Consider the following 26593-nt stretch of genomic DNA (forward strand, 5'->3'; position numbering starts at 1 on the left):
CCGCTGCCGGAGCCCTGGGGTCCGGCCCGGGGCGCGTCTCCGCTCAAAAAGCGCGCCCCGGTCCGGGGTTCATCGTCGCCCGGGCGGGTGCCCGGACGGCGGGTCAGTCGCCGGGGTGGGCGAGTTCGACGTCGTAGCCGTCGATCCCGCGGGCGTCGACCTGCAGGCCGTTGGCGACCGGCGGGTAGCCGCTCGCGATGACCGTGTAGTCGCCGGCGTCCAGGTCGGTGAAGGCGTACGCGCCGTCCTCACCGGTGGTGGAGGTCGCCACCACGTTGCCCGCCGCGTCGACCAGGGTGACGCGGGCGTCGGGCAGCGGCCGCCGCGCGGAACCGGCCCGCACGACACCCTCCACCTTCGCGCCGGACAGCAGCTCGACCTCGATGCGGGTGGTGCCCTGACCGCCGACCTCGACCGGCACGGCCGTCGGGCGGAACTCCGCGGCGTTCACCGCGACGGTGAAGGTGCCCGACGCCAGGTCGTCGAAGGCGAAGTAGCCCTCGGGACCGGTGGTGCCGGTGGTCAGCACCTCGCCGCGGACATCGGTGACGACGACCATCGCTCCGGTCACCGGCTGCCCGGTGACCGCGCTGCGCACCTGGCCGCCGAGGCCGCTGGTGCCGCTGAGGAGGATGTCGTAGCCGAGCGGCTGGTCGCCGACGACGACCGTCGACGCCTGCGGCTGGTGCCCGTCGGCCGCCGCGATCAGCACGTACGAACCGGCGCCGGGGGCGGTCAGCTCGTACGCACCGTTCGCCCGGGCGGCGGCGCGGCCCAGCTGGCGGCCGCTGAGGGAGATCAGCGTGACCGCGGAGCGCGGCACGGGGTGGCCCTCGGGGTTGCGGATGAAGCCGGTGATCGACGGCCCGGCCGGGACGTCACCGCCGCCGGCCGACGCGAACGCCGCCAGGGGCTGGGTGGCCGTCGCCGCGGCCGGCTGTGCCCAGGTGGGCGTGTGCTCGTCGGAGGGTGCGGGCGCGCCCACCAGGGCGGGCTCCCGCTCGGCTGCGGCCGCAGCGGCCGCGGGGGCCGGGGTGGCCGCGGGGGTGGTGGCCGGGGTGGCCGCCTCCTCGCCGTCCGCGTTCTGGGCCAGTCCGCCGCGAGTCTTCAACGCGACCTCCTTGATGAACAGGGTGAACAGGAAAGCGAGCAGGGCACACGGAGCCGCGATCAGGAAGATGTCGGCGACGGCGTGCCCGTAGGCGCTCTCCATGACGGTACGGAGCGGAGCCGGGAGCGCGTCAAGGTCCGGGATGCTCCCACTCCCGCCGCCGCTCTGGGCCGCCGCCTTGGCCGCCTTCGGGCCCAGCTCGGCCAGGCCGTCCTTCACGTAGTGGGTGACCCGGGTGGCCATCACGGCACCGAGCGCCGAGACGCCGACCGCACCGCCGAGGGAACGGAAGAAGGTGACGATGGACGAGGCGGAGCCGAGGTCCTGCGGCGCGACCTGGTTCTGCGTGCAGAGCACCAGGTTCTGCATCATCATGCCGATGCCCAGACCCATCAGGGCCATGAAGATCGCGATGTGCCAGTAGGCGGTGTCGTAGCGGATGGTGCCCAGCAGGCCCAGACCCGCGGTGACCAGGACGCCGCCGGAGACCAGCCACGCCTTCCACTTGCCGGTCTTGGTGATGACCTGGCCGGAGACGGTCGAGGAGATGAACAGACCGCCGATCATCGGGATCGTCATCACACCGGACATCGTCGGCGACTCGCCGCGCGCCAGCTGGAAGTACTGGCTGAAGAAGACGGTGCCGGTGAACATCGCGATACCGACGAACAGCGAGGCCAGCGAGGCGAGGGTGATCGTCTTGTTGCGGAACAGCCGCAGCGGGATGATCGGTTCCGTCGCCTTGGACTCGACGAAGACGAAGAGCGCACCGAGGACGACGGCGCCGCCCACCATCGCGGCGGTCTGCCACGACATCCAGTCGTACTTGTCACCGGCCAGCGTCACCCACACCAGCAGCAGCGAGACCGCCGCGCTGACGAAGAAGGCACCCGCCCAGTCGACCTTGACGCCCTCGCGCTTGACGACGGGGAGCTTCAGGGTCTTCTGCAGCACGATCAGCGCGATCACCGCGAAGGGCACGCCGACGTAGAAGCACCAGCGCCAGCCCATCCAGCTGGTGTCGGTGATGACGCCGCCGAGCAGCGGACCGCCGACGGTGGCGACGGCGAAGGTGGCACCGAGGTAACCGCTGTACCGCCCGCGCTCCCGCGGGGAGATCATCGCGGCCATGACGATCTGCGCCAGGGCGGACAGGCCGCCGACGCCGATGCCCTGCACCACACGGCAGGCGATGAGCATCCCGGCGTTCTGCGACAGACCGGCGACGACCGAGCCCGCGACGTAGATGACCAGCGCGATCTGCACCAGCAGCTTCTTGCTGAACAGGTCGGAGAGCTTGCCCCACAGCGGGGTGGTCGCGGTCATCGCCAGCAGCGACGCCGTGACGACCCAGGTGTAGGCGGACTGGCCGCCGTCGAGGTCGTGGATGATCTCGGGGAGCGCGTTCGACACGATGGTCGACGACAGGATGGCGACGAACATTCCGAGCAGCAGCCCGGAGAGTGCCTCCATGATCTGACGGTGCGTCATGGGCGGCTGTCCGGAGGCGGGTATCCCCCCGTGCTTGGCGTGGCCGCCCCGCACACCGGCTGGTGTGGTCGTAGCCATGTAGTTCCTTTTCATCCTGCGGGTGTACGGGTGGTGGAGTCGTGATGCGCCCGGGTACGGCAGTCGTCGAAGCTCGTACGGAGCCGCGTGAGCAGTTCGACGAGGTGGCCGACGTCGGTGTCGGTCCAGTCGTCCAGGTACCGGGCGAGTGTGTGGGTGTAGCGCTCGGAGAGCTCCGTCAGGAGTTCCTTGCCGCTCGGGGTCAGGCGCAACAGACGCGACCGCTTGTCCGCCGGATCGGGCTTGCGCTCGATCCAGCCGCGCTCCGCGACGTGGGCGACGTGCCGGCTGGTCACCGACATGTCGATCGCGAGCAGCTCGGCCAGCTGGCTCATCCGCATCTCGCCGTGACAGTCGAGAAGGGTGAGCACACCGGCCGAGGCGGGCGGGCAGTCCTGGGGCAGAATGCGCCCCATTTCACGCTTGACGGCTCCGATGGCGCTGAGCTGCCTGGCCAGTTCCTCGTACTGACTCTGGGCGGCCATGGGCTCCTCCACGCGGTTTTGTTGCTTGAGGCAACCATAGGGAGGTTGGTTGCTGAAGGCAAACGAATAGGTGGGGCCTACAGTAAAGGGAAGGGAAAGACGATCTCAGGCCGGGGTCAAGGGGGTGGGTGATCGCCGGGAAGGTGCAGGTCAGGGCCGCTCGCCCGGGGTGGCCAGGCCGCTCCGAAATGTGGTCAGCGTCACTTCGACGGGCTTCGGGGCGCTTCGGTGGCCCTTCGAGGCGTCGAGGGCAGCGCCCGGTGCGGCGCGTGGTCGTTCATTTCGCCCGGTCTGCCCTGTGTTACCCCCCGCCACGCCTCACACCCCTTCTCTTCCCGTACCTCCTCTCTTCTCCTGTACGTACCGGGTGGGCAGACGTTCCGGGCAGGGGAGAGGCGGTCCGACGGTGTGCGGGACGTGGCGTCCGGCCGCTTCCGCGGGCCGTTCCGGCGCCGCTGCGCGCGGCCCAAGGGTGCCCCGAAGACCGGGGTTCGCTAGGGTCCTTGCCCATGGCGACCAACCCGCAGAACCAGGCCGAGGGCAGCTACGACCCGGCGGGCAGCACGCAGATGTTCCGCGCCTTCGTCGACGAGGGCGGCACCCCGCAGACCGGCGGCCGCCGCGCCCCGGCCCCCGCGCAGCCGGCGGGCCCCCGCGTCGGCCTGATCGTCGGCATCGCCGTCGCCGTGGTGGTCGTCGCGGCAGCGGTCTGGCTCGCCGTCGCCTGACCCCCGCACCACCCCTCACCCCTCCGTACAACGCGGGGCCCGGAACGCTTCCGGGCCCCGTTTCCGTGTTCCGCCGGGTCCAGGACGTGTCCGCGAACTCCCGCCTGCCTCGCGGGCGACAACGGGAGTTTGACGACAGGCCCTACGGGATGCCCGGTGCGGGCTGAGGGGAGTCGGGCGGGTGGCCGGGCGGCCGGGCCCTCCTCGGACTTCGGGCCGGGAGAGGGCGGCCGGGCCGCTACTCGGACTTCGGGCTCGGCTTCTCCCCGGGCGTCCGCCCCGGCTTCTCCCCGGGGCCGGTCTCCGGTTCGTCCGCCAGGTGGCGCTTCCAGTCGAACGACACGTCCTTGGTCTCGATGTGCATCCCCAGCGGTACCCGCCACGCTTCCACGCAGACCCGGTACGACGCGGTGCGGCGCGCGCCCGGTGGGAGGGGCAGCGGGAGCTTGCGGGTCGAGGTGCGGGTGTCCCAGTCGATGCCGAGGCCGCCGATGATGTGCGTTCCGAACGTGACCCTGCCGACGGTGACCGGCTCCGTACCGGTGTTCAGCACCGGGAACGCGACCTGCTCGCACCACCGCTCCCCGCCGTCCGCACGCACCGGCTTCCCGATCACCAGCCCCGCGGGTGCGCCCTCGCCCGCGGGGACGGTGGGGGAGGGGAGCTGCGGCGCGGACGGCGAGCCCGGTGCGTCCGGCGTATTTGACGGGCCCGGGGAGCCGGATGCCCCCGGCCGCGCGGGCGGCGAGGCGGAGGCGTCGGGGCCGCCGGGTGCGCCGGGCCCACCGGAACCATCAGGGTCTGTGCCTGATTGATCCGGAGCGCCCGAAGGGGCACCCCCGGGCGCGGAGTTGGCCGGATCTTGCCCCTCGCCGGAATTCCCGGTTGCGTCGCCGCCGCCCCCGCCGGGCGTACGGTGCGCGGGCGCGCCGGACCCGTCCAGCGGGGTCAGCTCGACGCCCTGCCCGGACGGCGCGCCGGTCGCGGCGCCCTCACCGGCGGCGCCGACCGCCGCGTACCCCTGACCGGCTCCGCTCCCGCAGCCGACGAGCAGTGCGCCTCCCAGGCAGCACGCGGCGACCGCCGACGCGGTACGGGAGGGGGAGAGGCGGTGGTGTGCCGGGGCGGATTCCGCTGGGCACGCGGCGGCGCGGGCGGAGCGCGGGGACGTGTCACGGGCGGGTATGCGGGGTGACTGTCGCATCGGCCCAGTGTTGATGACGAACCGTCAGATTCCTAGCCCTCGGCAGAGGCCGTCGCCACGCGACCGCCGGAGACCGGCGCGGTGGGCCGAGGGGTGAGGGGGCGAGGGGAGGTGGCCGAGGGGCGAGGGCCGAGAAGGGCCACAGGCTCGCGAGAGGTGAGAGAGGTTCGGGAGAGGGGAGAGAGGCGCGCGAGGTGAGAAAGGCGAGGGAGGTCCAGGAAGAGGGGAACGGCCGGTGGGTACCGGACCGACCGGCGATCGATCCTCTTCGCAGTCCGCCGAGTGGTGCGCATCGTGCGAGCAGTGGTGCGCGTGGTGCGGGTGGTGCGATGACGCGGGAGGTCAACGACCGCTCGGCGGACCCGTCCTCATTCGGCGATCAGCCCTTCCCGCAGCTGCGCGAGGGTGCGGGTGAGGAGGCGCGAGACATGCATCTGCGAGATGCCGACCTCCTCGCCGATCTGCGACTGCGTCATGTTGGCGAAGAAGCGCAGCATGATGATCTGCCGCTCCCGCGCCGGCAGCTTGGCCAGCAGCGGCTTGAGGGATTCGCGGTACTCCACGCCCTCCAGCGCGGTGTCCTCGTAGCCCAGGCGGTCCGCGAGGGAGCCCTCGCCGCCGTCGTCCTCGGGGGAGGGCGAGTCGAGCGAGGAGGCGGTGTACGCGTTGCCGACGGCGAGACCGTCGACGACGTCCTCCTCCGACACCCCCAGCACGCGGGCGAGTTCGGGGACGGTCGGCGAACGGTCGAGCTTCTGGGACAGCTCGTCGCTGGCCTTGGTGAGCGCGAGGCGCAGCTCCTGGAGGCGGCGCGGGACCCGCACCGACCAGGAGGTGTCACGGAAGAAACGCTTGATCTCGCCCACGACCGTTGGCATTGCGAACGTCGGGAACTCCACCCCGCGTTCGCAATCGAAACGGTCGATCGCCTTGATCAGACCGATCGTTCCGACCTGGACGATGTCCTCCATCGGCTCGTTGCGGCTGCGGAAACGGGCCGCCGCGTACCGCACCAGCGGGAGGTTCAGCTCGATCAGGGTGTCGCGAACGTACGTACGCTCCGCGCAGTCCTTGTCGAGCGTGGCCAGCCGCAGGAACAGGGAGCGGGAGAGCGTGCGGGTGTTGATGGCGTCGTCGTCGTGCACGGGCGGTGCGGGCGCGGGAATCGCGGGAAGCACCTTTGAGCTGTCCAGTTCTACGGACATGCCACCCCCTTGAGGTCGCGGGTCGGGTCGCTGCGGCGTCCCCGGACCGAGGCGGACCGGAGAGTGATGCCTCCACCTGAATACCGGAGGCGGCGCCACGGCAAACGCGGTTCCAGCAGAATGTCACATGTCGGCAACGCGCTGTAGCGTCATGTCGACATATCTGTGCAGGAACGCGGGGTCCGCGTCGCCGCTGCCGGTTAGACCTCGATCCTGTTTGCGGATCTCAGCCGGGCGAAGCTCCGTGACAGTAGCCGCGAGACGTGCATCTGCGACACCCCCAGCTCCGCGCTGATCTGAGATTGCGTCAAGTTGCTGTAGTAACGCAGCAGCAGAATCCGCTGTTCGCGCTCGGGAAGCTGGACGAGCAAATGCCGGACGAGGTCGCGGTGCTCGACACCGGCCAGTTCGGGGTCCTCGTAGCCGAGCCGGTCGAGGAGGCCGGGCAGCCCGTCGCCCTCCTGGGCCGCCTCCAGGGAAGTGGCGTGATACGACCGCCCGGCCTCCAGGCAGGCCAGCACCTCCTCCTCGCCGATCTTGAGGCGTTCGGCGATCTCGGCGGTGGTCGGCGAGCGCCCGTGCAGCACCGTCAGATCCTCCGTCGCGCCGTTGACCTGCACCCACAGCTCGTGGAGGCGGCGCGGTACGTGGACGGTGCGGACGTTGTCGCGGAAGTACCGCTTGATCTCGCCGACGACGGTGGGCATCGCGAAGGTGGGGAACTGCACGCCCCGGTCCGGGTCGAAGCGGTCGATGGCGTTGATCAGGCCGATGGTGCCGACCTGGACCACGTCCTCCATCGGCTCGTTGCGGCTGCGGAACCGTACGGCGGCGTATCGGACGAGCGGGAGGTTGGCCTCGATCAGGGCGGCGCGGACCCGGGTGTGCTCGGGGGTGCCGGATTCGAGCCCGGCCAGCTCGGCGAAGAGCACCTGCGTGAGCGCCCGGGTGTCCGCGCTCCGGCTCTCGCGGGATGGCGCCTTGGGCGCAGTACGGGCCGTCACGGTCACGCCACCCTTCACAATGCATGCATCCGGCAAAGCGGTCATAGCATCACAAGACATGCGCAGTGTGTGCAAGTACCGCATTACTCCGTGTTGAGCGGCGAGTTGATCCGCGTAACGCGGTGCGCCGCTGTGCGTCGGGTCAGCCCCGAACGGCGTACGGTCGCGCGCGCCGGGCGCCCGCGCGCACGCCGGTAGCTGCGTGGGCGGCCCCGGGCCGCGCCCCGTTCCGCCGCGCCGGTACGCAAAAGCCCCCCGCCCGGGGTCGAGGCCGGGGGCGAGGGGCGCGTCAGAAGGTGCCGCGGGCGGTCAGAATTCGTAGTCGGCGATCACCCAGGTGGCGAACGCGCGCCACTGCGCGGCGGCTGCCTGGTGGGCCGGGTGCGCGAGGTAGCGGGCGAGGGCGTCCCGGTCGGCGACGGCGGAGTTGATCGCGAAGTCGCGGGCGATGGGTCGGTCGCTGATGTTCCAGCCGCACTCCCAGTGCGTCAGCTCCGGGATCTTGCCGCCCAGCTCCATGAAGGCGCGAGCGGCCTCCTGGACGCGCGGCTCGTCCGGCGAGACGCCGTCGTTGAGCTGGAACAGGACCAGGTGGCGGATCACTGGGGCCTCCGTGCGGCGGGCGGTGCGTGGCCTGACCGGCCGTCGGCGGTGCCGGGGACGGTCAGCTGACCAGCTGCGTCATGAACTCGCCGACGCCCTTCGCGGCGGACGAGACACCTTCGAAGCCTATCTTCACCAGATCACCGGCCCGGTCGGGGGAGGTGATGATCGTGTACAGCACGAAGACGACAAGCACGTACAACGCGATCTTTCTCGCCTGCGCCATCGATCCCGTCTCCCCCTGGGCAGTGCTGCCCGATCCCCTGTGCGACCGGGCGAGTGTAACCACTCCCGCGCCCCGGGCACCGGCCGGAATCCGCATCCGCCGCCCCGGCCCCCGCCGCCCATGACCCCGTCCGTCCCGCGTAAACGGGACCAAAGGCCCGTTGAAGAAGGCCCTTTGGCCCGCCGTCGGGGCGTCTCGCGCGGGCAGCATGGAGATATGCCCCGGCGGGCCCAGCAGGAGCCCCGGGGCCGGGCCGGGCCTCACTGCGGGGTCCGTGTCGCGTACTCCCCCGATCGCGGCACGGACTCGGAGGCCCGGCCCCCAGGGGGAAGCGGCAGGCACCCCCCCCGCCTGGCCGCTTCCCCCTCCTCTTTTCTCCTCCTCCTCTTCTTCCTGCGCGGAGCGTCGCCCGGTGCGGACCGCCGCGTACGGGTGTGTGGCGCCGGGCGGTACGGTGCGTGCGCGCGGGGCCCGAGCGGGTGTCCGCGCCGCCGATAATGGTGTACGCCGCGGACGGTCCACGCGTCGCGGCGCAGCGTCCGACGTACGCCCGAGGGGGAACATCACATGGACAGGGACATACGCCGCGCACCGGGAACCGGTGCGGCCGGGGGGACGGCATCCGTTGCCGGGTCCGGGCTCAGCTCCACGCCCAGGAAGGGTGGTTCGCGCCGTCGGCCCGCGGTGATCCTCGCGCTGCTGGTCGGCCTGCTGGCCGCCGCAGCGCCCGCCGCCACCGCCGCGCCCCGCCCGGCCGCGGTCGTCGCCCACCACGCCGTACCGGCCGGGGCGGCCGGGGCGGAGGCGAAGTCCGTTGCGCCCGCCGCCGGTTCGTCCCGTGCGGCGGTCGCCGGTGCGGCCACGGTCTCCGGTGAGGCGGGGCACGGTACCGCCGTGACCGCTTCGAAGGTCAAGAAGGTGCATCTCGCCCACGGGAAGCCGAAGAAGAAAACGAGCTTCTTCAAGAAGCTGGGCATCTTCCTGATCGTGCTCTTCGTGATCTTCCTGCTCCTCGTGGTGCTGGTGATCTGGCTGCTCGTCCACTTCATCCGCAAGGCGCTGCGCCGCGGCCGGAACTGACCGCCGACCCGCCGCCACGCCGCCCGCCGCCCGGAACCGTCCGGACGGCGGGCGGCCGCGTTTCCGCAGGTCGGGCAGGTGCGGGGAGGTGCCGGGCGCGTGGGGAGGAGGAGGCCGGGTGGGGCGGAGTGCGGCAGTACTTGCATGAAAATTCGAAACACTGCATACTCTTCCTATGTCCAAGGTCCTTACCTCCCTCCCCGTCGGTGAGCGCGTCGGCATCGCCTTCTCGGGCGGCCTCGACACCTCGGTCGCGGTCGCGTGGATGCGCGACAAGGGCGCGGTCCCGTGCACCTATACCGCCGACATCGGCCAGTACGACGAGCCCGACATCGCCTCGGTGCCCGGCCGCGCGCAGACCTACGGGGCCGAGATCGCCCGTCTGGTCGACTGCCGGGCCGCCCTGGTCGAGGAGGGCCTGGCCGCGCTGACCTGCGGCGCGTTCCATATCCGCTCCGGCGGTCGCCCCTACTTCAACACCACGCCGCTCGGCCGCGCCGTCACCGGCACGCTCCTGGTCCGGGCGATGCTGGAGGACAACGTCCAGATCTGGGGCGACGGCTCCACGTACAAGGGCAACGACATCGAGCGGTTCTACCGCTACGGTCTGCTCGCCAACCCGAACCTGCGGATCTACAAGCCGTGGCTGGACGCCGACTTCGTCACGGAGCTCGGCGGCCGCAAGGAGATGTCGGAGTGGCTGCTCGCCCACGACCTCCCCTACCGCGACAGCACCGAGAAGGCGTACTCCACCGACGCCAACATCTGGGGCGCCACCCACGAGGCGAAGACCCTGGAGCACCTGAACGTCTCCCTGGAGACGGTCGAGCCGATCATGGGTGTCAAGTTCTGGGACCCGTCGGTCGAGATCCCCGCCGAGGACGTCACGATCGGCTTCGAGCAGGGCCGCCCGGTGACGATCAACGGCAAGGAGTTCGGCTCCGCCGTCGACCTCGTCATGGAGGCCAACGCCGTCGGCGGCCGCCACGGCATGGGCATGTCCGACCAGATCGAGAACCGGATCATCGAGGCCAAGAGCCGCGGCATCTACGAGGCGCCCGGCATGGCCCTGCTGCACGCCGCGTACGAGCGCCTGGTCAACGCGATCCACAACGAGGACACTCTCGCCCAGTACCACAACGAGGGCCGCCGCCTGGGCCGCCTCATGTACGAGGGCCGGTGGCTGGACCCGCAGGCCCTGATGGTCCGCGAGTCGCTCCAGCGCTGGGTCGGCGCCGCCGTCACCGGCGAGGTCACCCTGCGGCTGCGGCGCGGCGAGGACTACTCGATCCTCGACACGACCGGCCCGTCCTTCAGCTACCACCCGGACAAGCTGTCCATGGAGCGCACCGAGGACTCGGCGTTCGGTCCCGTCGACCGGATCGGCCAGCTCACCATGCGCAACCTCGACATCGCCGACTCGCGCGCCAAGCTGGAGCAGTACGCCGGCATCGGCCTGATCGGCACCACCAGCCCCGCCGTCGGCGCCGCCCAGGCCGCCGCGACCGGCCTGATCGGCTCCATGCCCGAGGGCGGCGCCGAGGCCATCGCCTCCCGCGGCGAGGTCTCCGCCGAGGACGAGGCACTGGACCGCGCCGCGATGGAATCCGGCACGGACTGAGCGATTCCCGTCACCGGGCCCCGTGGACTTCGGTCCGCGGGGCCCGGTGTGCGTTCGGGGGCGGCCGGTTCCGGGCCTTCGACGGCGGCTCATGGCTGAGCAGGGCAATCTCCCGCGGCCACCCGCACCACTTCCGAGACCGCCCGCCGCCCCTTCAGCCCCACACTTCCCTTCTCCCTCTGGCTCCCCTCCTCTCTCCCGCTTCACTTATCTCTCCCAACTCCCTTGCAGATCACGTCAGTTGATGTCCCCTTCACCGCCCCTCCCATTACTCTGAACCGATGGCGTGATGGATGGCGTGATACGGGGACGGGGGCTGGACAGTGGAGATGCTGGACGACGTCATCGCGGTGATCAGTGGGGCCACCGCCCTCGCCTCGACGTACTTCGGATACGTAGCCGTCCGCGGGCAGATCCGCCGACGGCGGCCACCGGACCCGGTCGAGCCGCCGGTGCCCGAGCCCCCGGTGCCCGATCCGGCACCCGGCTACGACGTCTTCCTCTCGTACGCCGACGCGGACGCCGACACGGCCCGGCGGCTCGCCGACCGGCTGCGGGACGCGGGTCTTGAGGTCTTCCTCGACGCGTGGATCGGCCCGGGGCTCGTCGCGTCCCTGGAGAAGGAGCGGGCGCTGCTCGCGTCGGCCAACGGGGTGCTGCTCTTCAGCCGCGCCACCTTGGCCGACCCGGCGATCCGCGACGAGTACGCGGCGCTGTTGCAACGGGACCACTCGGGCGGGCGGCGGTTCGTCCCCGTCCTGACCGACGACGTGCTGCTCCCGCCGTTCGCGCGGATCCGCCGGCCGCTCGACCTGCGGGACCTTGGCGCCGACGCGTTCGACGCACAGCTCGCCGCCCTCGTCCGCGCCGTCCGCCCGGACGAGGCCGCGGCGCCGGGCGGCGGCGCCACTCCCCGTACCGCGCCGTGACGGAGGCTGCCGATGAGTGATGCGTTCCTCTCCCACGCACCCGCAGATGCCGCCTGGGCAACGGAGTTGGCGTCCCGGCTCGCCGCCCACGGTGTCCGGGTCTTCCTCGACGAGTGGAGCCTGCTCCCCGGCGATGTGGTCGTGCACCGGCTGGAGGCCGAGATCCGCGACACCGCCAACGCCCTCGCGCTCATCAGCCCGGCGTCGGTCGCCTCACCGCGCGCCCACGAGGAGTACGCCGCCCTCGCCACCGCCGGGGCCCGCCATGCCCTGCGCTTCATCCCGCTGCTCCTCGGCGACGTCACGCTCCCGCCGTTCGCCGCGAACCGCACCTGGCGCGACTTCCGCGACGTCGGCGCCCAGGAGTACGACGCCAAGGTCGCCGAACTCGCCGCCGTCATCCTCGGCCACGCCCCGGACCCCGCCACCGGGCACGCGGACAGCCTCGCGGCGGCCCTGCCCGCCCCGCCCCGGCCGCTCACCCCGCCCGACGAGCCCGGCGTCGTCCTCTGCTACGTCCCCGCCGACGCCGCCTACGGACAGGCGCTCGCCGGACAGGTGCGCACGGCCGGGCTCCCCACCTGGTCCGCCGGTGACCTGCGGCCCGGGGACGCGCACTTCTGGACGATCCGGCAGCGCCTTCGGTACGCCACCGCGGTCGTGGTGCTCATGTCCCCGCAGTCCCAGGATTCCGACGACATCACCCGGATGATCCTGGAAGGGCTGCTGCACGACCGGCCCTTCTTCCCCGTCCTGCTCCACGGCGACCGCAACTACCACCTGGCGCACACCTGGTACCTCGACGCCCGGGACGGCCGGCTGCCCGGCCCGGACGAGCTCGCCCTGCTGCGCCGCCTGCACGACGCCCGCGCCGCGGGCCGCCCGCTCGACCCCGCGGACGTCTTGCCCGCCCCGCTCGCCCGGCCCCCGGTCCGCGCCGTCCGCATCCCGGCGGCCACCTCCCTCGACGGGCTCGCCCATGTACTGCGGCAGGGCGAATGGGCCCACGCCGACCTGCTGACCACCTCACTCCTGCTGGAGGCGGCCGGGCGCCTCGACGACGGCTGGCTGCGCGCCCGGGACGCCCGGCGCCTGCCGACCGGCGTCCTCACCGGCATCGACGCGCTGTGGTCCACCCACTCCCACGACCGCCAGGGCTTCACCGCACAGGCGCGGACGGCGACGGTACGCGGCACCCGGCACGCGGAGTTCCTGGCCCTGTCGGTCGCCTGCGGCTGGCGCGGCTCGGAGGCGGACGGCGTGCCGCGCTCCTACCGGGAGTTCACCGCGGCGGCAGGGCCCGGCGGCCGCCCGGGCTTCTACCCGACGCTGCGCAATCCGCAGAACGAACGGTTCCCGGACTGGTACGACCAGTGGACGGCGACCGTGCTGGCCACCCATCTGCACCTCCACCACGAGGGGATTGTCCGCTGATGACTCCGATCGTGATCATCGTGGCGTTGCTCGTCCTCGTCGGCCTCGTGAGCCTGGCGTGGTTCGGCCGTGTCGTCGTTCCCCCGGACGAGGTCGGCATCGTCACCCGGCGGTACGGGCGCGCCGACGCGCAGTTCCGGCGGATCACCCCGCGCGCCTCGCGGGGCGTGTGGGCGCGCACCCTCCTCCCGGACCGCTACACCTGGTTGCTGCCCGGCCTGTACGAGGTCACCTTCGTCGCCCGGGTGCGCATCCCGGTGGACAGCATCGGTGTGGTCACCGCCCGCGAAGGGCGGAAGAAACCGCCCGGTCGCACCGTCGGGCGGGCCGTGGAGTGCGACTTCTTCCAGGACGGTGCGGCGTTCCTGCTGAACGGCGGCGAGCAGGGCGTCCAGGCCGTCACGCTGAGCGGCGGTCACGCCTACGACCTCAACGCCGCACTCTTCACCGTCGAGCTGGCCCCGCGCACCTACGTGGGCTCCGGGACGATCGGGCTGGTGAGCGCCAGGGACGGCCGGATCCGGCCGCCGGACCGGTTTTTCGGGCCGCATGTGGAGTGCGACAACTTCCAGGACGGGGAGGCGTTCCTGGCCGGGGGAGGGGAGCAGGGCCGGCAGATGGCGGTGCTGGCCGGCGGCTCGTACTACGACATCAACCCGGCGCTGTTCGAGGTCGTCACCACCGACAACGTCACCACCGAACGGTTCCGCGGCAGCGGGCTGACCACCCACCACCTCCAGGAGATCACCGTCCCGGTCGGCTTCACCGGGGTGGTCGTCACGCTCGACGGTGCGGACCCCGAGGAGGACGCCGACGACGAGCTGGGGCCGCGGGTGCCGGGGCACCGGCGCTTCCAGCTGCCGTGGGTGTTCCTGGAGAACGGCGGGCGCCGCGGCGTGCAGGCGGAGACGCTCGGCGAGGGGCCCGTCTACACCCTCAACCCCTGGTTCGTCCGCGTGATGCTGGTCCCGACCCGGCTGCTGATCCTGGAGTGGATGTACAAGACCGCGTCGGCGTCCCGGAACTACGACGCACAGCTGCGGCAGATCGTCGTCACCGTCCAGGGCCACCGGTTGTCGGTGGAGATGAGCCAGACCCTGGTGATCCCCCGGAAGTCCGCGCCCCAGCTGATCCGTGAGTTCGGCGGCACCCAGATCTCCGGCCTCGGCGGACTGGAGAACGACCCGATCCCGGTGCAGCGGTTCGTCGAGCGGGTGCTCGGCGCGACCGTCGCCTCGTACTTCAACGAGATCGCCGCCGCCTCCACCGTCTCGGAGTTCCTGAGCACCTACGCGGAGACCCGGACCGACCTCGCGGCGCAGGTCCGCACCGCCCTGGAGGCCGCGGGCGTGGAGGCGCGGCTGACCACGCTCGGCGAGTTCCGGGCCGAGGACGAGTCGCTCAACGACGCCCTGAAGCGGACGTTCGAGGCGGAGCAGCGGGGCGAATGGCTCGCCCATGAGCAGAAGAACGCCGATATCGAGTTGGCGATCGAGGAGCGGCGGCTGGTTGTCGAGCGGCGCCGTGCCGCCCTGGAACTCGACGGGGAGATCGAGGCGTTGGGCCGGGACAACGTCGCGATGATCCGCATCATCAGGGAGATCTCCGGTATGCAGGTCCCCCGCTACATCGGCGGCGGCGACATCTCCAGCTACATCGACACCCTGCCGATGTCGGCGGTGGCCCGGATGATGGACCGGGTCAAGTCGCTCCGTTCGGAACAGCAGCTGGACGGGGCGGAGGAGGCACCCGTACTGCCCGAGGGGCGGGGACCGGCCGTCGACGCGGAGACGGTGGAGGCGGTGGAGGACGGCGAGATCGAGGAGTGAGGCGGCGTCCGGCGGGTCGCAATGACGGGGGAAGGTGGCCCACCCCGGGCGTCCGTCGGCATCCGCCCGGCTCACGGACCGACCGACCGCCAGATCCGCTCCGGCGTCTCCCGCGCGGCCGCGTCGAGATCGACGTCCCCCAGGGAGAGCCAGCGGCGGGCGAGCCCCGTCACCGGCCCCAGGATCAGCGATTCGAGGACGGGCAGCGGGAGGTCGGCCAGTTCGCCCGCCTCCTGGCGGTCCCGGAGCCAGGCGCCGAGCGGGGCGAGGCGGGCCTCCTGCGAACCGCGGAGCTGGGGGGCGCGCGCCATGACCTCACGGTCCACCGGGGCCGAGTGCAGGAGCCGGGACGCGTCCGGGTGCGTCTGGACGAAGCGCAGATAGACCCGGACCACCGCGTGGACGCCGGAGCGCGCGTCGTCCGCCTGCCCCAGCGCGGCGGTCAGTTCCTCCAGCAGCCGCGCCAGCCAGCGCTGCGCCAGCGCGGTCAGGACGCCCGGCAGGCTGCCGAAGTGGTGGTAGATGCTGCCCGCGCTGACGCCGCTGGCCGAGGTGATCGCCCCCAGGGTGAGGCCCGCTTCGCCGTCCGCCGCGTAGATCTCCAGCGCACGGTCGAGGACCTGCGCGGCGGTGGCCGCGCCGCGTTGCTGCTTCGGACTCATCGCCGCCGCCTCGCTCCCGGTTCGGGGTCCGGCGCCCCGCGGGCGCCTCGCGGACCAGCATAGAAGAATTTTCTGGAATTTTTTCCGGAAGTTATTCCGGAAAGTCGGCACGTGCTCCACACTGCGGTGTGCGGACGCGGCGCGGCGGGCCCGGCGTCCGCCGCGCCCGTACTCCTCGCCGGTACGGAAACCCGCGGCGCCGCGAAGGCGTCCTTCTCTTCACCGCTCCACCGCTTCACCGCTTCACCGTTCCATCGACTTCACCGCTCCATCGACGACCTCTCCCCACCGATTCGGCGGCGGGGACGACCCGGGGGATCACACGGCCATGACCGACGTCCACAACGGCGCGCACGAGGGCAGCGAGGACGGTGCGGACGCCCGCGACGGCGGCCTCACCCCGCTGACGGCGGCCGACCCCGCCCGCATCGGCCCCTACCTGCTGCTCGGCAGGCTCGGCGCCGGGGGCATGGGCCGCGTCTACCTCGCCCGCTCCGCCGCGGGCCGCACCGTCGCGGTCAAGGTCGTCCACGAGGAACACGTCGCGGACCGGCAGTTCCGCGCCCGCTTCCGCCGCGAGATCGACGCGGCGCGACGGGTGAGCGCGCGGTACACCGCCCCCGTACTGGACGCCGCCCCCGACGAGCCGCTCCCCTGGGTCGCCACCGGCTACGTCCCCGGGCTCTCCCTCGACCAGGTCGTCCGCGGCCACGGCGCGCTCCCCGGCGCGTCGGTCCGCGCCCTCGCCGACGGACTGCTGCGCGCCCTGGACGGCATCCACGGCGCCGGAATCGTCCACCGCGACCTCAAGCCCTCGAACGTCATGCTCACGGCCGACGCCCCCAAGGTCATCGACTTCGGCATCGCCCGCGCCGTCGGCACCTCCGTCGAATCCCTGCTGACCAGCACGGGAATGGTGATCGGCTCCCCGGGCTTCATGTCCCCCGAGCAGATACTCGGCAACGCCGCGGGGCCCAAGAGCGATGTGTTCACCCTCGGCTGCGTCCTGACATACGCGGCCACCGGCACGCTCCCGTTCGGCCGCGATGTCAGCAACCAGCACGCGGTGATGTTCCACATCGTGGAGAGCACGCCCGATCTGGACGAGGTCCGGGACGCCGGGCTGCGTGCGCTGATCGGCCGGTGCCTGATCAAGGAGGCGGAGCAACGGCCTTCTGTGGGTGAGCTGTTGGCGGAGAGGGGGTCCGGTGGTGGGGCCGGTGGCGGGCCCGGCTCCGATCCCCGTTCCGGCTCGGGCTCGGGCTCCGGCCCCGCGTCCCGCCGTCCGGCCGGGGCGTCGTGGCTGCCGCCGGAGGTGCTGGGCCGCCTCGCCCGGCAGTCGGCGCGGCTCCTGGACGCGGAGGCCGCGCCGGTACGGGAGGAGGCCCCGGACCGGCAGACCGTCGGGCTCCATCCGGCGGCGCCTGCGCACGTCCCCGCGCCCGCGGCGACCGTACGGGAGCCCGGACAGGACCCGGCGGGGGCGCCCGCGGTCGCCGCGGCGGACGAGGCGGCCACCGGGAAACCCGAAGGGAAGCCCGGGAAGCCCGAGCGGGAACGCCGCCGCGCGTGGACCGTCTCCGTCCCCGTGGTCATGGTCCTGGCGGTGGGCGGCGGCACGCTCGCGGTGCTTCAGCCGTTCGGCCGCTCCACGCCCCCGCCCTCTGCCGCCGCACCGGCCACCACCACCCCCGCGTCGCCGTCCGCATCGGGCGGCTCCCCCGGCAAGGGCGACAAGGGCTCCCACGCGCCCAAGGGGAAGGACGGGAACGACCCCGGTAAGGGAGGCGGGGGCGACACGAAGGACGGGGGTAAGGGCGAGGACGGCAGGGACGGCCGGAACGGGCGGGATGCGGACGCCGGTGCGGCAACCCCGGCGGGCGGCGGCTCCGGCTCGGACACCTCATCCGGCGGCGGTGGCGGCGGCACGCCGGGCGGGACCGGGTCCGGCACCTCCGGCGGCGGCGGCGCGGGCGGCGGCAGCACGGTCCCGTCGTCCTTCGTGGGCAGCTGGACCTTCGGCGAGTCGTACAACACCGGACAGCCGGGCTCCCTCACCATCTCCCGCTCGGGCACGGTCCGCATGTCCGACTTCCCCTACAACAGCTGCCCCTACCAGGCCGAGGTGACCTCCGCGACGAGCCGCCGCATCAACGTCGGCGCCGCGAAGCTCGTCGGCCCCAACCCCGGCTACTGCTCCGCCCAACTCGACCCGTCGTACTTCACCGTCAACGGCAGCGGCATCCAGCACAACGTGGGCGCCGCGAGCGGCAACGGCTACTACTACAAGCGCGCGTGAGCCTCCTGCGGCGCCCGCCCCGGTACGCGGCGCCTGCCCCGATGCGCGGTGCCCGCCCCGATGCCGATGCCGAGGGCGGGTTCACCGAGGGCGTCCCCCGGAACCAACGGCCTCGCGCCCGGCCGCGGCGTCCATGCCGCGCTTGATCCCGGCGCGCCAGATCTCGCCGGTTGTGGTCACCCGCACGGCCAGCTGGTCATAGGCGTCAAGAGCACTCTCCAGTCCGGCCGGCGCCCATCTCCGGCGCGGTATGACCCGGGGGTATCGACGTCGCCAGTCCTCCAGTGCCTCGATCGCCTCGAACGACGTGTACCAGCACGCCGCACGCACCTGGTTCTCCAGGCTCGTCGGCAGCCGCAGTGGCAGCTGCTCGGGAAAGCCGCCGTCCGCCGATCCCGGCCACCGCCCGAGGTCGCGAGCCTGTGGCGGACAGGCCGGCCAGGGGCGGTCCCAGTCCCGGGCCTCCAACTCGCGACGGACGCCCAGGGTGGCCAGGGCGTCAAGTGAGTCCAAGAGCTGACCGCGTTCCCTCATCTCCGCCAGTTCGTGCCGCCAGGCGACGCGTACCGCGGACGCCTCGCGGCGACCCATCCCCCTGGTGCTCCACCGCTCGTCAGCTGCCAGTTCGCGTCTCCGAGCGCGTTGACGGTGCAACAACTCGCGCAGCTTTGTTCGCGTGCCGTACTCCAGGCGTGCCGTCACGGGAACGGTGCCCGCGCCATTCATGGATTCATGACCTGATCACCGAAAACTTAGTTTGCAAACTGTGCTCATCAAATGCCTTGTAGCGATGCGGAGTTGTTCGAAATGCGGCGTGTTCGGGTCGGGTGCATTCTGAGCAAGAGGTCGGAATCACCGGCGACCCGCAACAGCCCGGTTGGGCAGGAAAGATGAGGTTTCCATGACGAATACCCCCACGGTGAGGGAGCATCAGTTGGCGATCCTCTCCACCGAGCAGGCGAGCCAGGAGTGGAATCGCCTGGCCAGCGGAAACTCGCAAATGTCCAGCATGCGAAGCGCGCTGCTGGATCGTCTCGGTGTGAGCAGCGTTGCCGATCTGCCCGAACCCCAGTTCTTCGGCACCAGCGGAACGTTCCATCTCGACGCCCCCGTTCCCGTGCCCCAGGAAGTGGCCAGCCCTCCCGCCCAAGAGGTGCTCAGCATCCATTCCAGCTTGATTGTGCAATCTCACACCGTCGGAGACCAACAACTGGCCGAGTGTGTGGCCACCACGCAGGGAACCCCCGCCGGCGTCAGCCAGGACCGTGTATTCCTCCTCACCACGACAACCGACCACTTCCTCACCGACGTCGAGGAGCATGTCACCGACACCGGTGGGCAGTTGGTGGCTGTGGACGGCTGGTGGGACGCGTTGAAGTCGTGCCTCAGCTCCTCGGACTGCGGGGGCCAGTGCATCAGCGCCGCGATGACGTGCCCGCCGGCCACCTGGGCCGTATACCTCGCCTGCCTCGCGGGGCGATGCGGCCTGTGCGTCGTGAAGTGCGCAGCCTGCGCCACATGCGACTGCACGTGGTGGTGCCGGATCGCTGTCGGATGCTGCAACAACTGAACCGGGAGAGAGTCACGTGAGTACCATTCACTGGCTGGAAGTTCCCATTCAACAGCCGGCCGGCGAGAGCCTCGCGCGGGTGACGAAGTACGAGGTCGGGAACGCGGTCCTCGTCCACGGGACCCGGACCGCGTACGTAGGAATTGCGGATCAGCGCATGATGGAGCAACTCCTCGCCCATCCTGACGTACGAAAGCTGAGCCCGAGCGAAAGAGAGCGGATCCAGCCCGTCCCCGGACTTCCCCTGACGTGGGAAGGTCTGGAAAGTCAAATCCCGCATTCGGGATCTCCACAGATGCGTCAGCGCGCGGTCGGTCTGGGAGATGCGATCGCGGCCCTCACCCGCCGTGCTCGAATCCAGGAGTGCGGGAGCTGTGCACGACGGCGCAGAGGGCTGAACAGGATCACGATCTGGGGCTGGTGGCGAAATCGGCCGGATCGGGCCCGGCAAAGCGTCGGATCGGAAGCCGGATAGAGGTATGCGGAGTTTCCGTTCACGAGAAGGAGTGAGCGTCAACGGAACATCGCGGTTCATCCGCATGTGCGGGCGGGGCGGTCGCGGCCCCGCCCGCACACCTGCGAGGTCACCGTGTCGCGTGAGGGCCTCCGGTCCGGAGAGCGGGCAGTTCGCGCTCCCCGGAGGGCAACGGCCCGGCAGTGGCCTCTCCCGCACCGCATCGGCCTCGCCAACGGCGACGGCTACCACGACAAGCGGGCGTGAGGCCCGCTACCACGCCTCGGGGTGGGCCGGTATCGCCGTTCCCCCTTGGGGGTGACGCGGTCGCCATTCCCGGCGGCCCGGGAGACGCGGAATCTATAAAGAGCCCGTCCTATTGATCGACTGACGGGCTCTCACCATGTTGAAGGCCGCTCTGCGCGTCCTCTCCGCCACGGCTCTCGCCGCCGCCTCCCTGACCTTCACCGCCCCCGCCGACGCGACCGCCGCCCGCACGGTCGCCGCGAAGGCCCCGGCCCCCGACACCGGACCGTGCGGCCCGGTCCACGGCTTCCGCGCGTTCGACTGGTGGCGTACGACCGCCGAGCCCGCCATCTTCCCGGCCGTGCGGCATGCCGAGGGCGACGAGAACTGGCAGTGGCGCGACGACAGCCAGACCCTGTGGCGCGGCGACACCCGCGAGAACACCCAGCAGATCTTCGACGACGGCTTCACCCCGCGCGGCGAGAGCCTCACGCCGCTGGCCGAGTACATCGTCAAGGGCGGCGGCCAGAACACCGCACACCTCAGCACCAGCTGCGAGAAGTGGGTGGCCGAGAAGTTCGCCACGTACGGCGCGGAGAAGACGGGCTGGGTCTACGAGATCGAGGCCCCGGGCGGCATCGACGTGAACGCCACCGCCCACCTCAACGGCTACGAGTCGCCGTACCTGTGGAACAAGGAAATCGACTTCCCCGGCGGCATCCGCGGTGAGTACATCAAGCGCGCCTGCAAGTACCGCCTGGTGAAGACCGACCCCGACACCAAGGTCAACAGCTACGAGAACCTCGGCTGCCGCACCAACCACCACTTCGAGTCCGCCCTGACCCCCGCACCCTGACCGCCCCGGGGAACCCCACCCGGCCGCGCCCCACCGTCCTTGACCTGTTCTCGCAGGTCGGGGGCGGTTCTTTCCGTTGGTGCCGGTGTGCCCGCATCCCGTACGGGTACCCCGAATGGAGTATCCGTACGGCGGCTGTACGCGCCCCCGGGCGGCCTGCGGTCGCGGCTTCGGAGGATTGACGCGACGCTGGCAGGAGAGCGTGGCTCGCCTCACACATGCGGTGTGCGCCGGCGACCGCGCCGGACAGGGAGGTGGCGGCATGGCAGCGATGCCCGACGAAGGGCGGCGGCCGAGTGCCTACGACGATGCAGCGGTCGCGGACAAAGGCGCCATGTTCGCCGGTGTGGCGCTGACGGTGAGCGGCCCGCTCAGCATTCTCCAAGGGGTCACCGGTATCGCGAGCGACACCATGTTCTCCCCGCCCCACTACGCCTACCGGTTCGACCTCACCTCATGGGGCTGGATCCACCTGGTGATCGGCGTGGGCCTCTTCATCGCCGGTATCGGCGTGCTCCTCCACAAGGCGTGGGGCCGCGGCGCCGGTATCGCACTGGCGGGAATCAGCGTGGTCACCCAGTTCATGTTCGTCCCGTACTACCCGGTCTGGTCCATCATCATGATGGTCTTCGACCTCCTCATCCTCTGGACACTGGCCAGAACGGCCCATCCCGGGGCCAGAAGCGCCCATTGAACGGCACCGACCATGAGGCCCCGTGCTGCCCAGGCAGCACGGGGCCTCATGGTCGGTGCCAACTGGCGACCTGTCAGAAGTCGTACGGCTTCTTGGTGTTCCAGTTCAGCACGTCGGCCTCGCTCCAGCTGAACTGCGGCTTCTCGCCCTTGGAGTCGACGGAGTAGGAGGGGCCGTCGGCACCGTCCGCACCGCGCAGCGCCATGGCGAACGAGGTGGCGGTGTGGTGGTTCGAGCCGTAGTCGAAGAGGTTCACCGCGCTGTAGACCTTGCCGCCGGGCTGGAGCGTGAGGTGCGCGTCGCCGCCCTGGTCGTCCTTCTTCGAGTGCGGCAGCGCGGCGCCGTCGACGTCATCGCCGAGCTTCACGGACGGGTACGAGGTCACCCAGCACGGCTTGTCGCCCTCGTTCGACGCGGTGACCAGCAGGTGGTCGCCCTGCTGCCCGGCGAACCGGTGCTCCGCGGTGACCATCAGCTCGTCGCCGACGCACGGCTGGGCGTCGGCCGCGTCCTGGCCCCCGGCCTCGTCCGTCCCGCCCGAGGCGGTCGTCGAGCGGGCGTTCTCCTTGGTGTCACCGCCGCTGTTGGCGCCGCCCTTGACGTCCCCGGTGGACGCGGACCGGCTCTGCGCGGTACCGGCGGCGTTGTCGCCGCCCGCCGCCTTCGAGCCGCCGTCGGCGCCGCCGCAGGCGGTCAGGCCCAGCGCCAGCGCGGCGGTGACGGTGGCCAGAGCGGCGGTACGAATCCGGGAAGTACGCATGATCGGGTCCCCTGCGCTTGTGTGCGGGACTTTTCTTCGGTCGTTCCCGCCGTGTGCACACCACTTTTCCCGGGGCCACTGACGTTCTGGAAACGCCTCACTCACGTCCCGCGGACGCTCCGCGGTCGAGCACGACGATTGCGGGCGTCCTGGATGCCGCCACCGCGTCCCGATCTCCTACCGCGGCACGGGGGATCTTGGTCGAGAACCCGTCTGCCCGGAGCGTCGCCGTTGCACAGGACTTTCCCACCCTCGGTCAGCGCCGTCGGCTGGGAAAGGCGCACTGCCAGGGGTCGGGCCATAAAAGAATCTCAGGTTTTCATCAAATCCTGTTGAGGCATGTCGAGTCGCGCATAGCGTAGCCATGTCCACCGAGGGGGATCGGTAAGTCGCGAGAGGCGCATGCGAAATACGGGAATCTCGGATCTCCCTGAAGTGGGCCTTTGAGAAGCCGGTCACCAGCCCAGGAGTCTGTTCCATGAACGGGAAAAAGAAGGCGCTCGCCGCAGTTGCACTCGGCGCCGCAGCCGTCTTCGGCACGGCCACCTCGGCCTTCGCTGAGGGACCGCACTACGCCCAGCACCAGGGGGCGGTAAAAGGCAACGGGTTCTGTGCCTACAACTACGCCACCGCCGACACGCTGGGCTACCCCGGATACCACGGGAAGCACGTCTTCATCGGCGCCATGCTGTACGGGTCGGGTGCGCTGACGAATGGCGCATGCACGCCGAAGGTCACCGTCACCTACGTCAACACCAAGGGCGTCACCACTCATGTGTCAGGAAAGAAGAACAAGGGAAATGGCGGCTTCGATGCGGCCGTAGCTGCAAAATCCTACAAGAGTGTGAAGTACGTTGACTTTTGGGTCAACGCCACAGGTGGAAAGAAGATCAAGGGCACCGGTATTCGGGTCACTCCCGGTGGGAAGGTTCTGAGCCGAAGCTGAACTGCGAGTTTTGCCGGGGCGGGCTACTCCCGGTCCGGCAAAACTCGGTTCGGCTCACCGGCCGCGGGAGACCTGCCTTGCTCTTCGAGCTCACCTTGCTGGGAGCTGTATGCGGCGGTCCCACCCAGGGCGTTTCCGGCGGATCACGCTCGGGCAGGGTTCGGTAGGTTGCCCGCATGTCCTCTGCACTTGTTGTTGGTTACGACCCGCAAGCGATACCCGGTGTCGACGGGGAGGCTCTTCGCACGGCTCTCGATGCGGAGCTGGTCCGGTTCGGCGAGCACGGCATCGACGCAGCCATGACGCTGGTGGTGCCGGACGAAACAGCCGAGTCCACCCTGGTCGCCTCGTTGACCCATCGCCCGTGGGATGTCGTGGTCGTCGGTGGCGGGATCCGCAAGACCGAGCTCACATGCTGGGTCACCGCCGAGGCAGAGCTGATCGGTGAACCTTGCTCCGCCGGGGTGTCGTTGGGTGGTGTTCGATGCCGTTCAATCACGGTCCGTGCTGCATATGCAACACAGCTCGTTACATCCGTGTGCCGCGGTACGGGGAGCCTCGCAGCCGCGAATATGTGCAGGAGCAAGCGACTTTCCCGAGAACGGGAAAAGCCTGTTCGCCGCCCTCGCTCTGGTCACGGATTGTGACCAGTACCAGATCAGGCAACGTTTGCCCTGTTGACGACGGCGCGTAGGCGTTGGTCGTCGGCGTGGTTCACGGCCCGGGTCTTTGTGCTTGCCGCCGCGCTCGGCCCCTTGCCTGCCCGGGGCGGCATCAGGTTGAGCGGCCCGAACTCGTCCATGCAGAAGACGACTTCGGGCTCGCCGTCCTCGGGTATGACCTCGCCGTCGGCGATCGCGTAGAGGTGCTCGACCCGGGCCTTCCCACCGCCAGGTCATCACCGACCCGGTGCCCCTGCGAATGATCCGCAGCAGCCGCCCCTCATCGTCATCGATCTCTCGGACCCGCACCCGTTCTGCCACCCAGGCAGGATGCCCATCACCTGCTGCCCGGCACTCTCACTCCCTGACACCATGTGAGGCAGCGGATGCCGCCCCCATCACTGTCCAGATTGCCGTGCCCCACAGGGAGAGCGCGGAGATGAGGCCCACCACGAGGCGGACGGTCTTGTCCGGGCCGTCGGCAAGCCACACGGTCATGCCCGCCGCCCCCGCCGCGATCAGCAGGGCTGCCGGTACCCGCAGTCGGGGCTGCTCGAACACCGAGGCCAACGGCAGGAAGTGGAGCCCGACGACGAGCGCGACCATCGGAGGAATGAGAACCGGCACCCCTGCTCGACCGCACACAACGGCGATGACAACGATCAGCAGCCACTGAAGACCGTTGATCTGATGGAACTTCCGGCCCCGATCGGCGGGGAACGGCGCGCCCGCCGACGCGGGCAGAAATCGGCGTGCGGCGAACATCAGCCCCACCGCTACGGCGCAACCAGACACGACCGGCCACACCAACCCCTCGAATGCGCTCGTGCCCAGCAGCCACCAACCGAGCCCGAACAACGCGAGAAACCCCACCCCTGACTTGAACATGATCGACACCCTAGACGGAGCAGCAGCCCGCCGATCGGGTTTCTTCACTTGGCGAGGGCCGCCGCGGGTCAAGAATCCCCGTGGTGCAGCCGGAGCTGTGCTCTGGGACCCGAATCCCCGTTCGGGCCACAGCAGCGACAGGGTAAAGGTTGCCTGATCCGGCACTTGAGGCTGTGTGTGACCGCTAAGGGCTGTCCCGTAATCCTTGGCGGGCGCGCGACGACAGCTACGGCACCTCGCCGCGTTGTCGGAACGTCCGGATACACCCAGTATCCGGACGCCCCTCCGCCTTGCGATGCACCGCATCTGACGCCGCGCGCTGATCCACCAAGGATTACGGGACAGCCCTTAGGGCCAGTGGATCTCGTATCCGCCGTAGGAGAAGTCGGCGGCGCCGGGCGAGGGTTGTTGGCCGGGGGCGGGGAGAGGCGGTCCTTCGACCTGTGCCCGCCGTACGCGTTTCGCCAGACGTTGGCGTTCTGCACGGGAGAAGGGCCAGGACGGCCCCGGCCGGGGCCTGGTGCATGCAGCCACCAGGCCCCGGCCGGGAGGGTTCATCCGGTGTGGGCGCTACATGTTGCCGCCCCGGTTGAGCCAGGCCCGGACGGAACCGCCGCCGTAGACGACGACGTAGTCGGCCTTGCCGTCACCGCTGATGTCGCGGAACGCCACCTTGTCACCGGGGTATCCGGTCTCCTTGACGAAGTACCGGTGTTCGGTGAAGCGCCGGCGGGCCTTGTCGCCGTTGTTGAGGTAGGCGTGCACGGCCCCGCGCTTGCCGACCATGAGGTAGTCGGCCCTGCCGCCACCGTTGACGTCCGCCAGACGCAGCATGCTCCGGGAGCCGTAAAAGACGCCGGGCGCCCAGTTGCGGTGCTCCTCCCAACGCCACCCGCTGCTGCTGTCCCCGGAAAGGTTGTAGTAGGCGTGGATGGAGCCGTTCTCGCCGACCCTGAGAAGGTCGTCGCGGCCGTCCCCGTTGACATCGGCGAACCGGATGGCCTCCTGCGGGACACCGTCACCTGCCGGGTTGGCCGTATGGCGACCGCCGGGTGAGTCTGTGATGCGGGCCACACGACTGCCGTGGTACAAGGCGATTCCAGGCGGATGTCGTCGGCGTCCGTCGACCAGTCCTCGGGCGGGCCGACGGGGTTGTCCCGCCAGTGCTGGTGGGGGTCATCGGTGCACGTCTCCGCGATCACCTGCTCGGCGTACCGGCCCATGCAGAGATAAGGGATGGCCACGTTCCGCCACCGCTGCGCCCCCTCACTGATCTCGTTCCGCCCCACGTCCACGTCCTCGATGGCGTCGGTGAGCGTCCACTGCGCCCGCGGGTTGTCACACGGACCGTCCACGATCCGGGAGGTCTGGTCCTGTTGGGCGTCAGGGCTGAGGGAGGCGCAGATCTCCCCGGCGCTGCGAGCGGAGCGGGCACCTCCGCTGCCGCCGCCGAGGAACCTGAGGACCTGGGCACCCGCGCGCGTGTTGCGCATGCGGAGGCGGGTTGGGCGGTCGCCCACCCCCCATG

At 70.7% G+C, this 26593-nt stretch carries 23 protein-coding genes and 2 pseudogenes; 12 read left to right on the forward strand and 13 right to left on the reverse strand.

Features of this window, described 5'->3' with window-relative positions; all coding sequences use genetic code 11:
• Positions 1-103: 103 nt before the first annotated feature.
• Positions 104-2680 carry an MFS transporter gene (locus OG422_RS16400; protein WP_405743504.1) on the reverse strand — a complete coding sequence of 859 codons (2577 nt, stop codon included), beginning with the start codon at positions 2678-2680 and terminating at the stop codon, positions 104-106.
• 11 nt (positions 2681-2691) lie between these two features.
• A complete protein-coding gene (locus OG422_RS16405) occupies positions 2692-3165 on the reverse strand; it encodes a MarR family winged helix-turn-helix transcriptional regulator (protein WP_405743505.1) in 474 nt (157 codons plus the stop codon).
• A 509-nt stretch (positions 3166-3674) separates the two neighbouring features.
• Here OG422_RS16405 and OG422_RS16410 point away from each other — a divergent pair.
• Complete coding sequence (locus tag OG422_RS16410; RefSeq protein ID WP_405743506.1) at positions 3675-3893, forward strand: hypothetical protein; 219 nt, start codon at positions 3675-3677, stop codon at positions 3891-3893.
• A gap of 238 nt (positions 3894-4131) precedes the next feature.
• Here OG422_RS16410 and OG422_RS16415 read toward each other — a convergent pair whose 3' ends face one another.
• The 5 genes from OG422_RS16415 to OG422_RS16435 form a co-directional block, all read right to left on the reverse strand.
• A complete protein-coding gene (locus OG422_RS16415) occupies positions 4132-5097 on the reverse strand; it encodes a hypothetical protein (RefSeq protein WP_405743507.1) in 966 nt (321 codons plus the stop codon).
• Between the two features lie 368 nt (positions 5098-5465).
• Positions 5466-6302, reverse strand: a complete 837-nt coding sequence (locus OG422_RS16420; protein ID WP_030286020.1) for an RNA polymerase sigma factor SigF — start codon at positions 6300-6302, stop codon at positions 5466-5468.
• 200 nt (positions 6303-6502) lie between these two features.
• The gene (locus OG422_RS16425; RefSeq protein ID WP_030286018.1) at positions 6503-7312 is read right to left on the reverse strand and encodes an RNA polymerase sigma factor SigF; all 810 of its coding nucleotides are present in this window, start codon (positions 7310-7312) and stop codon (positions 6503-6505) included.
• Positions 7313-7615: 303 nt separating this feature from the next.
• A complete protein-coding gene (locus OG422_RS16430) occupies positions 7616-7909 on the reverse strand; it encodes a Dabb family protein (RefSeq protein ID WP_143942291.1) in 294 nt (97 codons plus the stop codon).
• A gap of 61 nt (positions 7910-7970) precedes the next feature.
• Positions 7971-8135, reverse strand: a complete 165-nt coding sequence (locus OG422_RS16435; protein ID WP_185994026.1) for a hypothetical protein — start codon at positions 8133-8135, stop codon at positions 7971-7973.
• 567 nt (positions 8136-8702) lie between these two features.
• Here OG422_RS16435 and OG422_RS16440 point away from each other — a divergent pair.
• The 5 genes from OG422_RS16440 (at position 8703) to OG422_RS16460 (ending at position 15028) form a co-directional block, all read left to right on the forward strand.
• Positions 8703-9215 (forward strand): hypothetical protein, encoded by a 513-nt coding sequence (locus OG422_RS16440; RefSeq protein ID WP_405743508.1) that lies wholly within the window; start codon positions 8703-8705, stop codon positions 9213-9215.
• A 175-nt stretch (positions 9216-9390) separates the two neighbouring features.
• The gene (argG, locus tag OG422_RS16445) at positions 9391-10836 is read left to right on the forward strand and encodes an argininosuccinate synthase (protein ID WP_143942293.1); all 1446 of its coding nucleotides are present in this window, start codon (positions 9391-9393) and stop codon (positions 10834-10836) included.
• Between the two features lie 329 nt (positions 10837-11165).
• Entirely contained in the window at positions 11166-11765 is a 600-nt protein-coding gene (locus tag OG422_RS16450) for a toll/interleukin-1 receptor domain-containing protein (protein ID WP_405743509.1), read from the forward strand.
• 12 nt (positions 11766-11777) lie between these two features.
• Complete coding sequence (locus OG422_RS16455) at positions 11778-13199, forward strand: TIR domain-containing protein (protein ID WP_405743510.1); 1422 nt, start codon at positions 11778-11780, stop codon at positions 13197-13199.
• A complete protein-coding gene (locus tag OG422_RS16460; RefSeq protein ID WP_405743511.1) occupies positions 13199-15028 on the forward strand; it encodes an SPFH domain-containing protein in 1830 nt (609 codons plus the stop codon). The genes OG422_RS16455 and OG422_RS16460 overlap by 1 nt, the downstream gene beginning before the upstream one ends.
• A 71-nt stretch (positions 15029-15099) precedes the next feature.
• Here the strand turns inward: OG422_RS16460 and OG422_RS16465 are convergent, their stop codons facing one another.
• Positions 15100-15690 (reverse strand): TetR/AcrR family transcriptional regulator, encoded by a 591-nt coding sequence (locus tag OG422_RS16465; RefSeq protein WP_405743512.1) that lies wholly within the window; start codon positions 15688-15690, stop codon positions 15100-15102.
• Between the two features lie 328 nt (positions 15691-16018).
• Between OG422_RS16465 and OG422_RS16470 the strand changes: the two genes are divergently transcribed.
• The gene (locus OG422_RS16470; RefSeq protein ID WP_405743513.1) at positions 16019-17989 is read left to right on the forward strand and encodes a serine/threonine-protein kinase; all 1971 of its coding nucleotides are present in this window, start codon (positions 16019-16021) and stop codon (positions 17987-17989) included.
• 81 nt (positions 17990-18070) lie between these two features.
• On the opposite strand, the gene OG422_RS16475 is transcribed toward OG422_RS16470, so the two are convergent.
• Positions 18071-18580, reverse strand: coding sequence for a hypothetical protein (locus OG422_RS16475; RefSeq protein WP_405743514.1), 510 nt, complete (start codon positions 18578-18580; stop codon positions 18071-18073).
• Positions 18581-18890: 310 nt separating this feature from the next.
• Here OG422_RS16475 and OG422_RS16480 point away from each other — a divergent pair, with 310 nt between their 5' ends.
• The 3 genes from OG422_RS16480 (at position 18891) to OG422_RS16490 (ending at position 21809) form a co-directional block, all read left to right on the forward strand.
• Positions 18891-19559, forward strand: coding sequence for a hypothetical protein (locus OG422_RS16480; protein ID WP_405743515.1), 669 nt, complete (start codon positions 18891-18893; stop codon positions 19557-19559).
• Positions 19560-20416: 857 nt separating this feature from the next.
• Positions 20417-21115 (forward strand): hypothetical protein, encoded by a 699-nt coding sequence (locus OG422_RS16485; protein ID WP_405743516.1) that lies wholly within the window; start codon positions 20417-20419, stop codon positions 21113-21115.
• Between the two features lie 262 nt (positions 21116-21377).
• Entirely contained in the window at positions 21378-21809 is a 432-nt protein-coding gene (locus tag OG422_RS16490) for a hypothetical protein (RefSeq protein ID WP_251076777.1), read from the forward strand.
• Positions 21810-21882: 73 nt separating this feature from the next.
• Here the strand turns inward: OG422_RS16490 and OG422_RS16495 are convergent, their stop codons facing one another.
• Positions 21883-22569: a DUF4232 domain-containing protein gene (locus OG422_RS16495; RefSeq protein WP_405743517.1), complete on the reverse strand. Its 687-nt coding sequence runs from the start codon at positions 22567-22569 to the stop codon at positions 21883-21885.
• A 478-nt stretch (positions 22570-23047) separates the two neighbouring features.
• On the opposite strand from OG422_RS16495, the gene OG422_RS16500 reads away from it, so the two are divergent.
• Positions 23048-23515 (forward strand): hypothetical protein, encoded by a 468-nt coding sequence (locus OG422_RS16500; RefSeq protein WP_143943229.1) that lies wholly within the window; start codon positions 23048-23050, stop codon positions 23513-23515.
• 176 nt (positions 23516-23691) lie between these two features.
• Positions 23692-23922, forward strand: a pseudogene (locus tag OG422_RS16505) (hypothetical protein); the annotation flags it as partial.
• Positions 23923-24174: 252 nt separating this feature from the next.
• Here the strand turns inward: OG422_RS16505 and OG422_RS16510 are convergent.
• From OG422_RS16510 to OG422_RS16520, 3 genes and pseudogenes are all read right to left on the reverse strand, one after another.
• A pseudogene (locus OG422_RS16510) lies at positions 24175-24398 on the reverse strand (IS630 family transposase); the annotation flags it as partial.
• A gap of 136 nt (positions 24399-24534) precedes the next feature.
• Positions 24535-25065, reverse strand: a complete 531-nt coding sequence (locus OG422_RS16515) for a hypothetical protein (RefSeq protein WP_405743518.1) — start codon at positions 25063-25065, stop codon at positions 24535-24537.
• Positions 25066-25635: 570 nt separating this feature from the next.
• Positions 25636-26139, reverse strand: coding sequence for an FG-GAP-like repeat-containing protein (locus tag OG422_RS16520; RefSeq protein ID WP_405743519.1), 504 nt, complete (start codon positions 26137-26139; stop codon positions 25636-25638).
• Between the last annotated feature and the right edge of the window lie 454 nt (positions 26140-26593).

Origin of the sequence: Streptomyces sp. NBC_01525 (assembly GCF_045040405.1) — a bacterium.
Lineage (GTDB): Bacteria > Actinomycetota > Actinomycetes > Streptomycetales > Streptomycetaceae > Streptomyces > Streptomyces benahoarensis.

Bases quoted from the DNA above. Each gene is read 5' to 3' on its own strand.
- OG422_RS16490 (WP_251076777.1), top strand. From the start codon at position 21,378: ATGGCAGCGATGCCCGACGAAGGGCGGCGGCCGAGTGCCTACGACGAT.
- OG422_RS16440 (WP_405743508.1), top strand. From the start codon at position 8,703: ATGGACAGGGACATACGCCGCGCACCGGGAACCGGTGCGGCCGGGGGG.
- OG422_RS16400 (WP_405743504.1), bottom strand. From the start codon at position 2,680: ATGGCTACGACCACACCAGCCGGTGTGCGGGGCGGCCACGCCAAGCAC.
- argG (WP_143942293.1), top strand. From the start codon at position 9,391: ATGTCCAAGGTCCTTACCTCCCTCCCCGTCGGTGAGCGCGTCGGCATC.
- OG422_RS16485 (WP_405743516.1), top strand. From the start codon at position 20,417: ATGTTGAAGGCCGCTCTGCGCGTCCTCTCCGCCACGGCTCTCGCCGCC.
- OG422_RS16455 (WP_405743510.1), top strand. From the start codon at position 11,778: ATGAGTGATGCGTTCCTCTCCCACGCACCCGCAGATGCCGCCTGGGCA.
- OG422_RS16450 (WP_405743509.1), top strand. From the start codon at position 11,166: ATGCTGGACGACGTCATCGCGGTGATCAGTGGGGCCACCGCCCTCGCC.
- OG422_RS16480 (WP_405743515.1), top strand. From the start codon at position 18,891: ATGACGAATACCCCCACGGTGAGGGAGCATCAGTTGGCGATCCTCTCC.
- OG422_RS16500 (WP_143943229.1), top strand. From the start codon at position 23,048: ATGAACGGGAAAAAGAAGGCGCTCGCCGCAGTTGCACTCGGCGCCGCA.
- OG422_RS16465 (WP_405743512.1), bottom strand. From the start codon at position 15,690: ATGAGTCCGAAGCAGCAACGCGGCGCGGCCACCGCCGCGCAGGTCCTC.
- OG422_RS16405 (WP_405743505.1), bottom strand. From the start codon at position 3,165: ATGGCCGCCCAGAGTCAGTACGAGGAACTGGCCAGGCAGCTCAGCGCC.
- OG422_RS16515 (WP_405743518.1), bottom strand. From the start codon at position 25,065: ATGTTCAAGTCAGGGGTGGGGTTTCTCGCGTTGTTCGGGCTCGGTTGG.
- OG422_RS16435 (WP_185994026.1), bottom strand. From the start codon at position 8,135: ATGGCGCAGGCGAGAAAGATCGCGTTGTACGTGCTTGTCGTCTTCGTG.
- OG422_RS16415 (WP_405743507.1), bottom strand. From the start codon at position 5,097: ATGCGACAGTCACCCCGCATACCCGCCCGTGACACGTCCCCGCGCTCC.
- OG422_RS16410 (WP_405743506.1), top strand. From the start codon at position 3,675: ATGGCGACCAACCCGCAGAACCAGGCCGAGGGCAGCTACGACCCGGCG.
- OG422_RS16470 (WP_405743513.1), top strand. From the start codon at position 16,019: ATGACCGACGTCCACAACGGCGCGCACGAGGGCAGCGAGGACGGTGCG.
- OG422_RS16420 (WP_030286020.1), bottom strand. From the start codon at position 6,302: ATGTCCGTAGAACTGGACAGCTCAAAGGTGCTTCCCGCGATTCCCGCG.
- OG422_RS16475 (WP_405743514.1), bottom strand. From the start codon at position 18,580: ATGGGTCGCCGCGAGGCGTCCGCGGTACGCGTCGCCTGGCGGCACGAA.
- OG422_RS16460 (WP_405743511.1), top strand. From the start codon at position 13,199: ATGACTCCGATCGTGATCATCGTGGCGTTGCTCGTCCTCGTCGGCCTC.
- OG422_RS16495 (WP_405743517.1), bottom strand. From the start codon at position 22,569: ATGCGTACTTCCCGGATTCGTACCGCCGCTCTGGCCACCGTCACCGCC.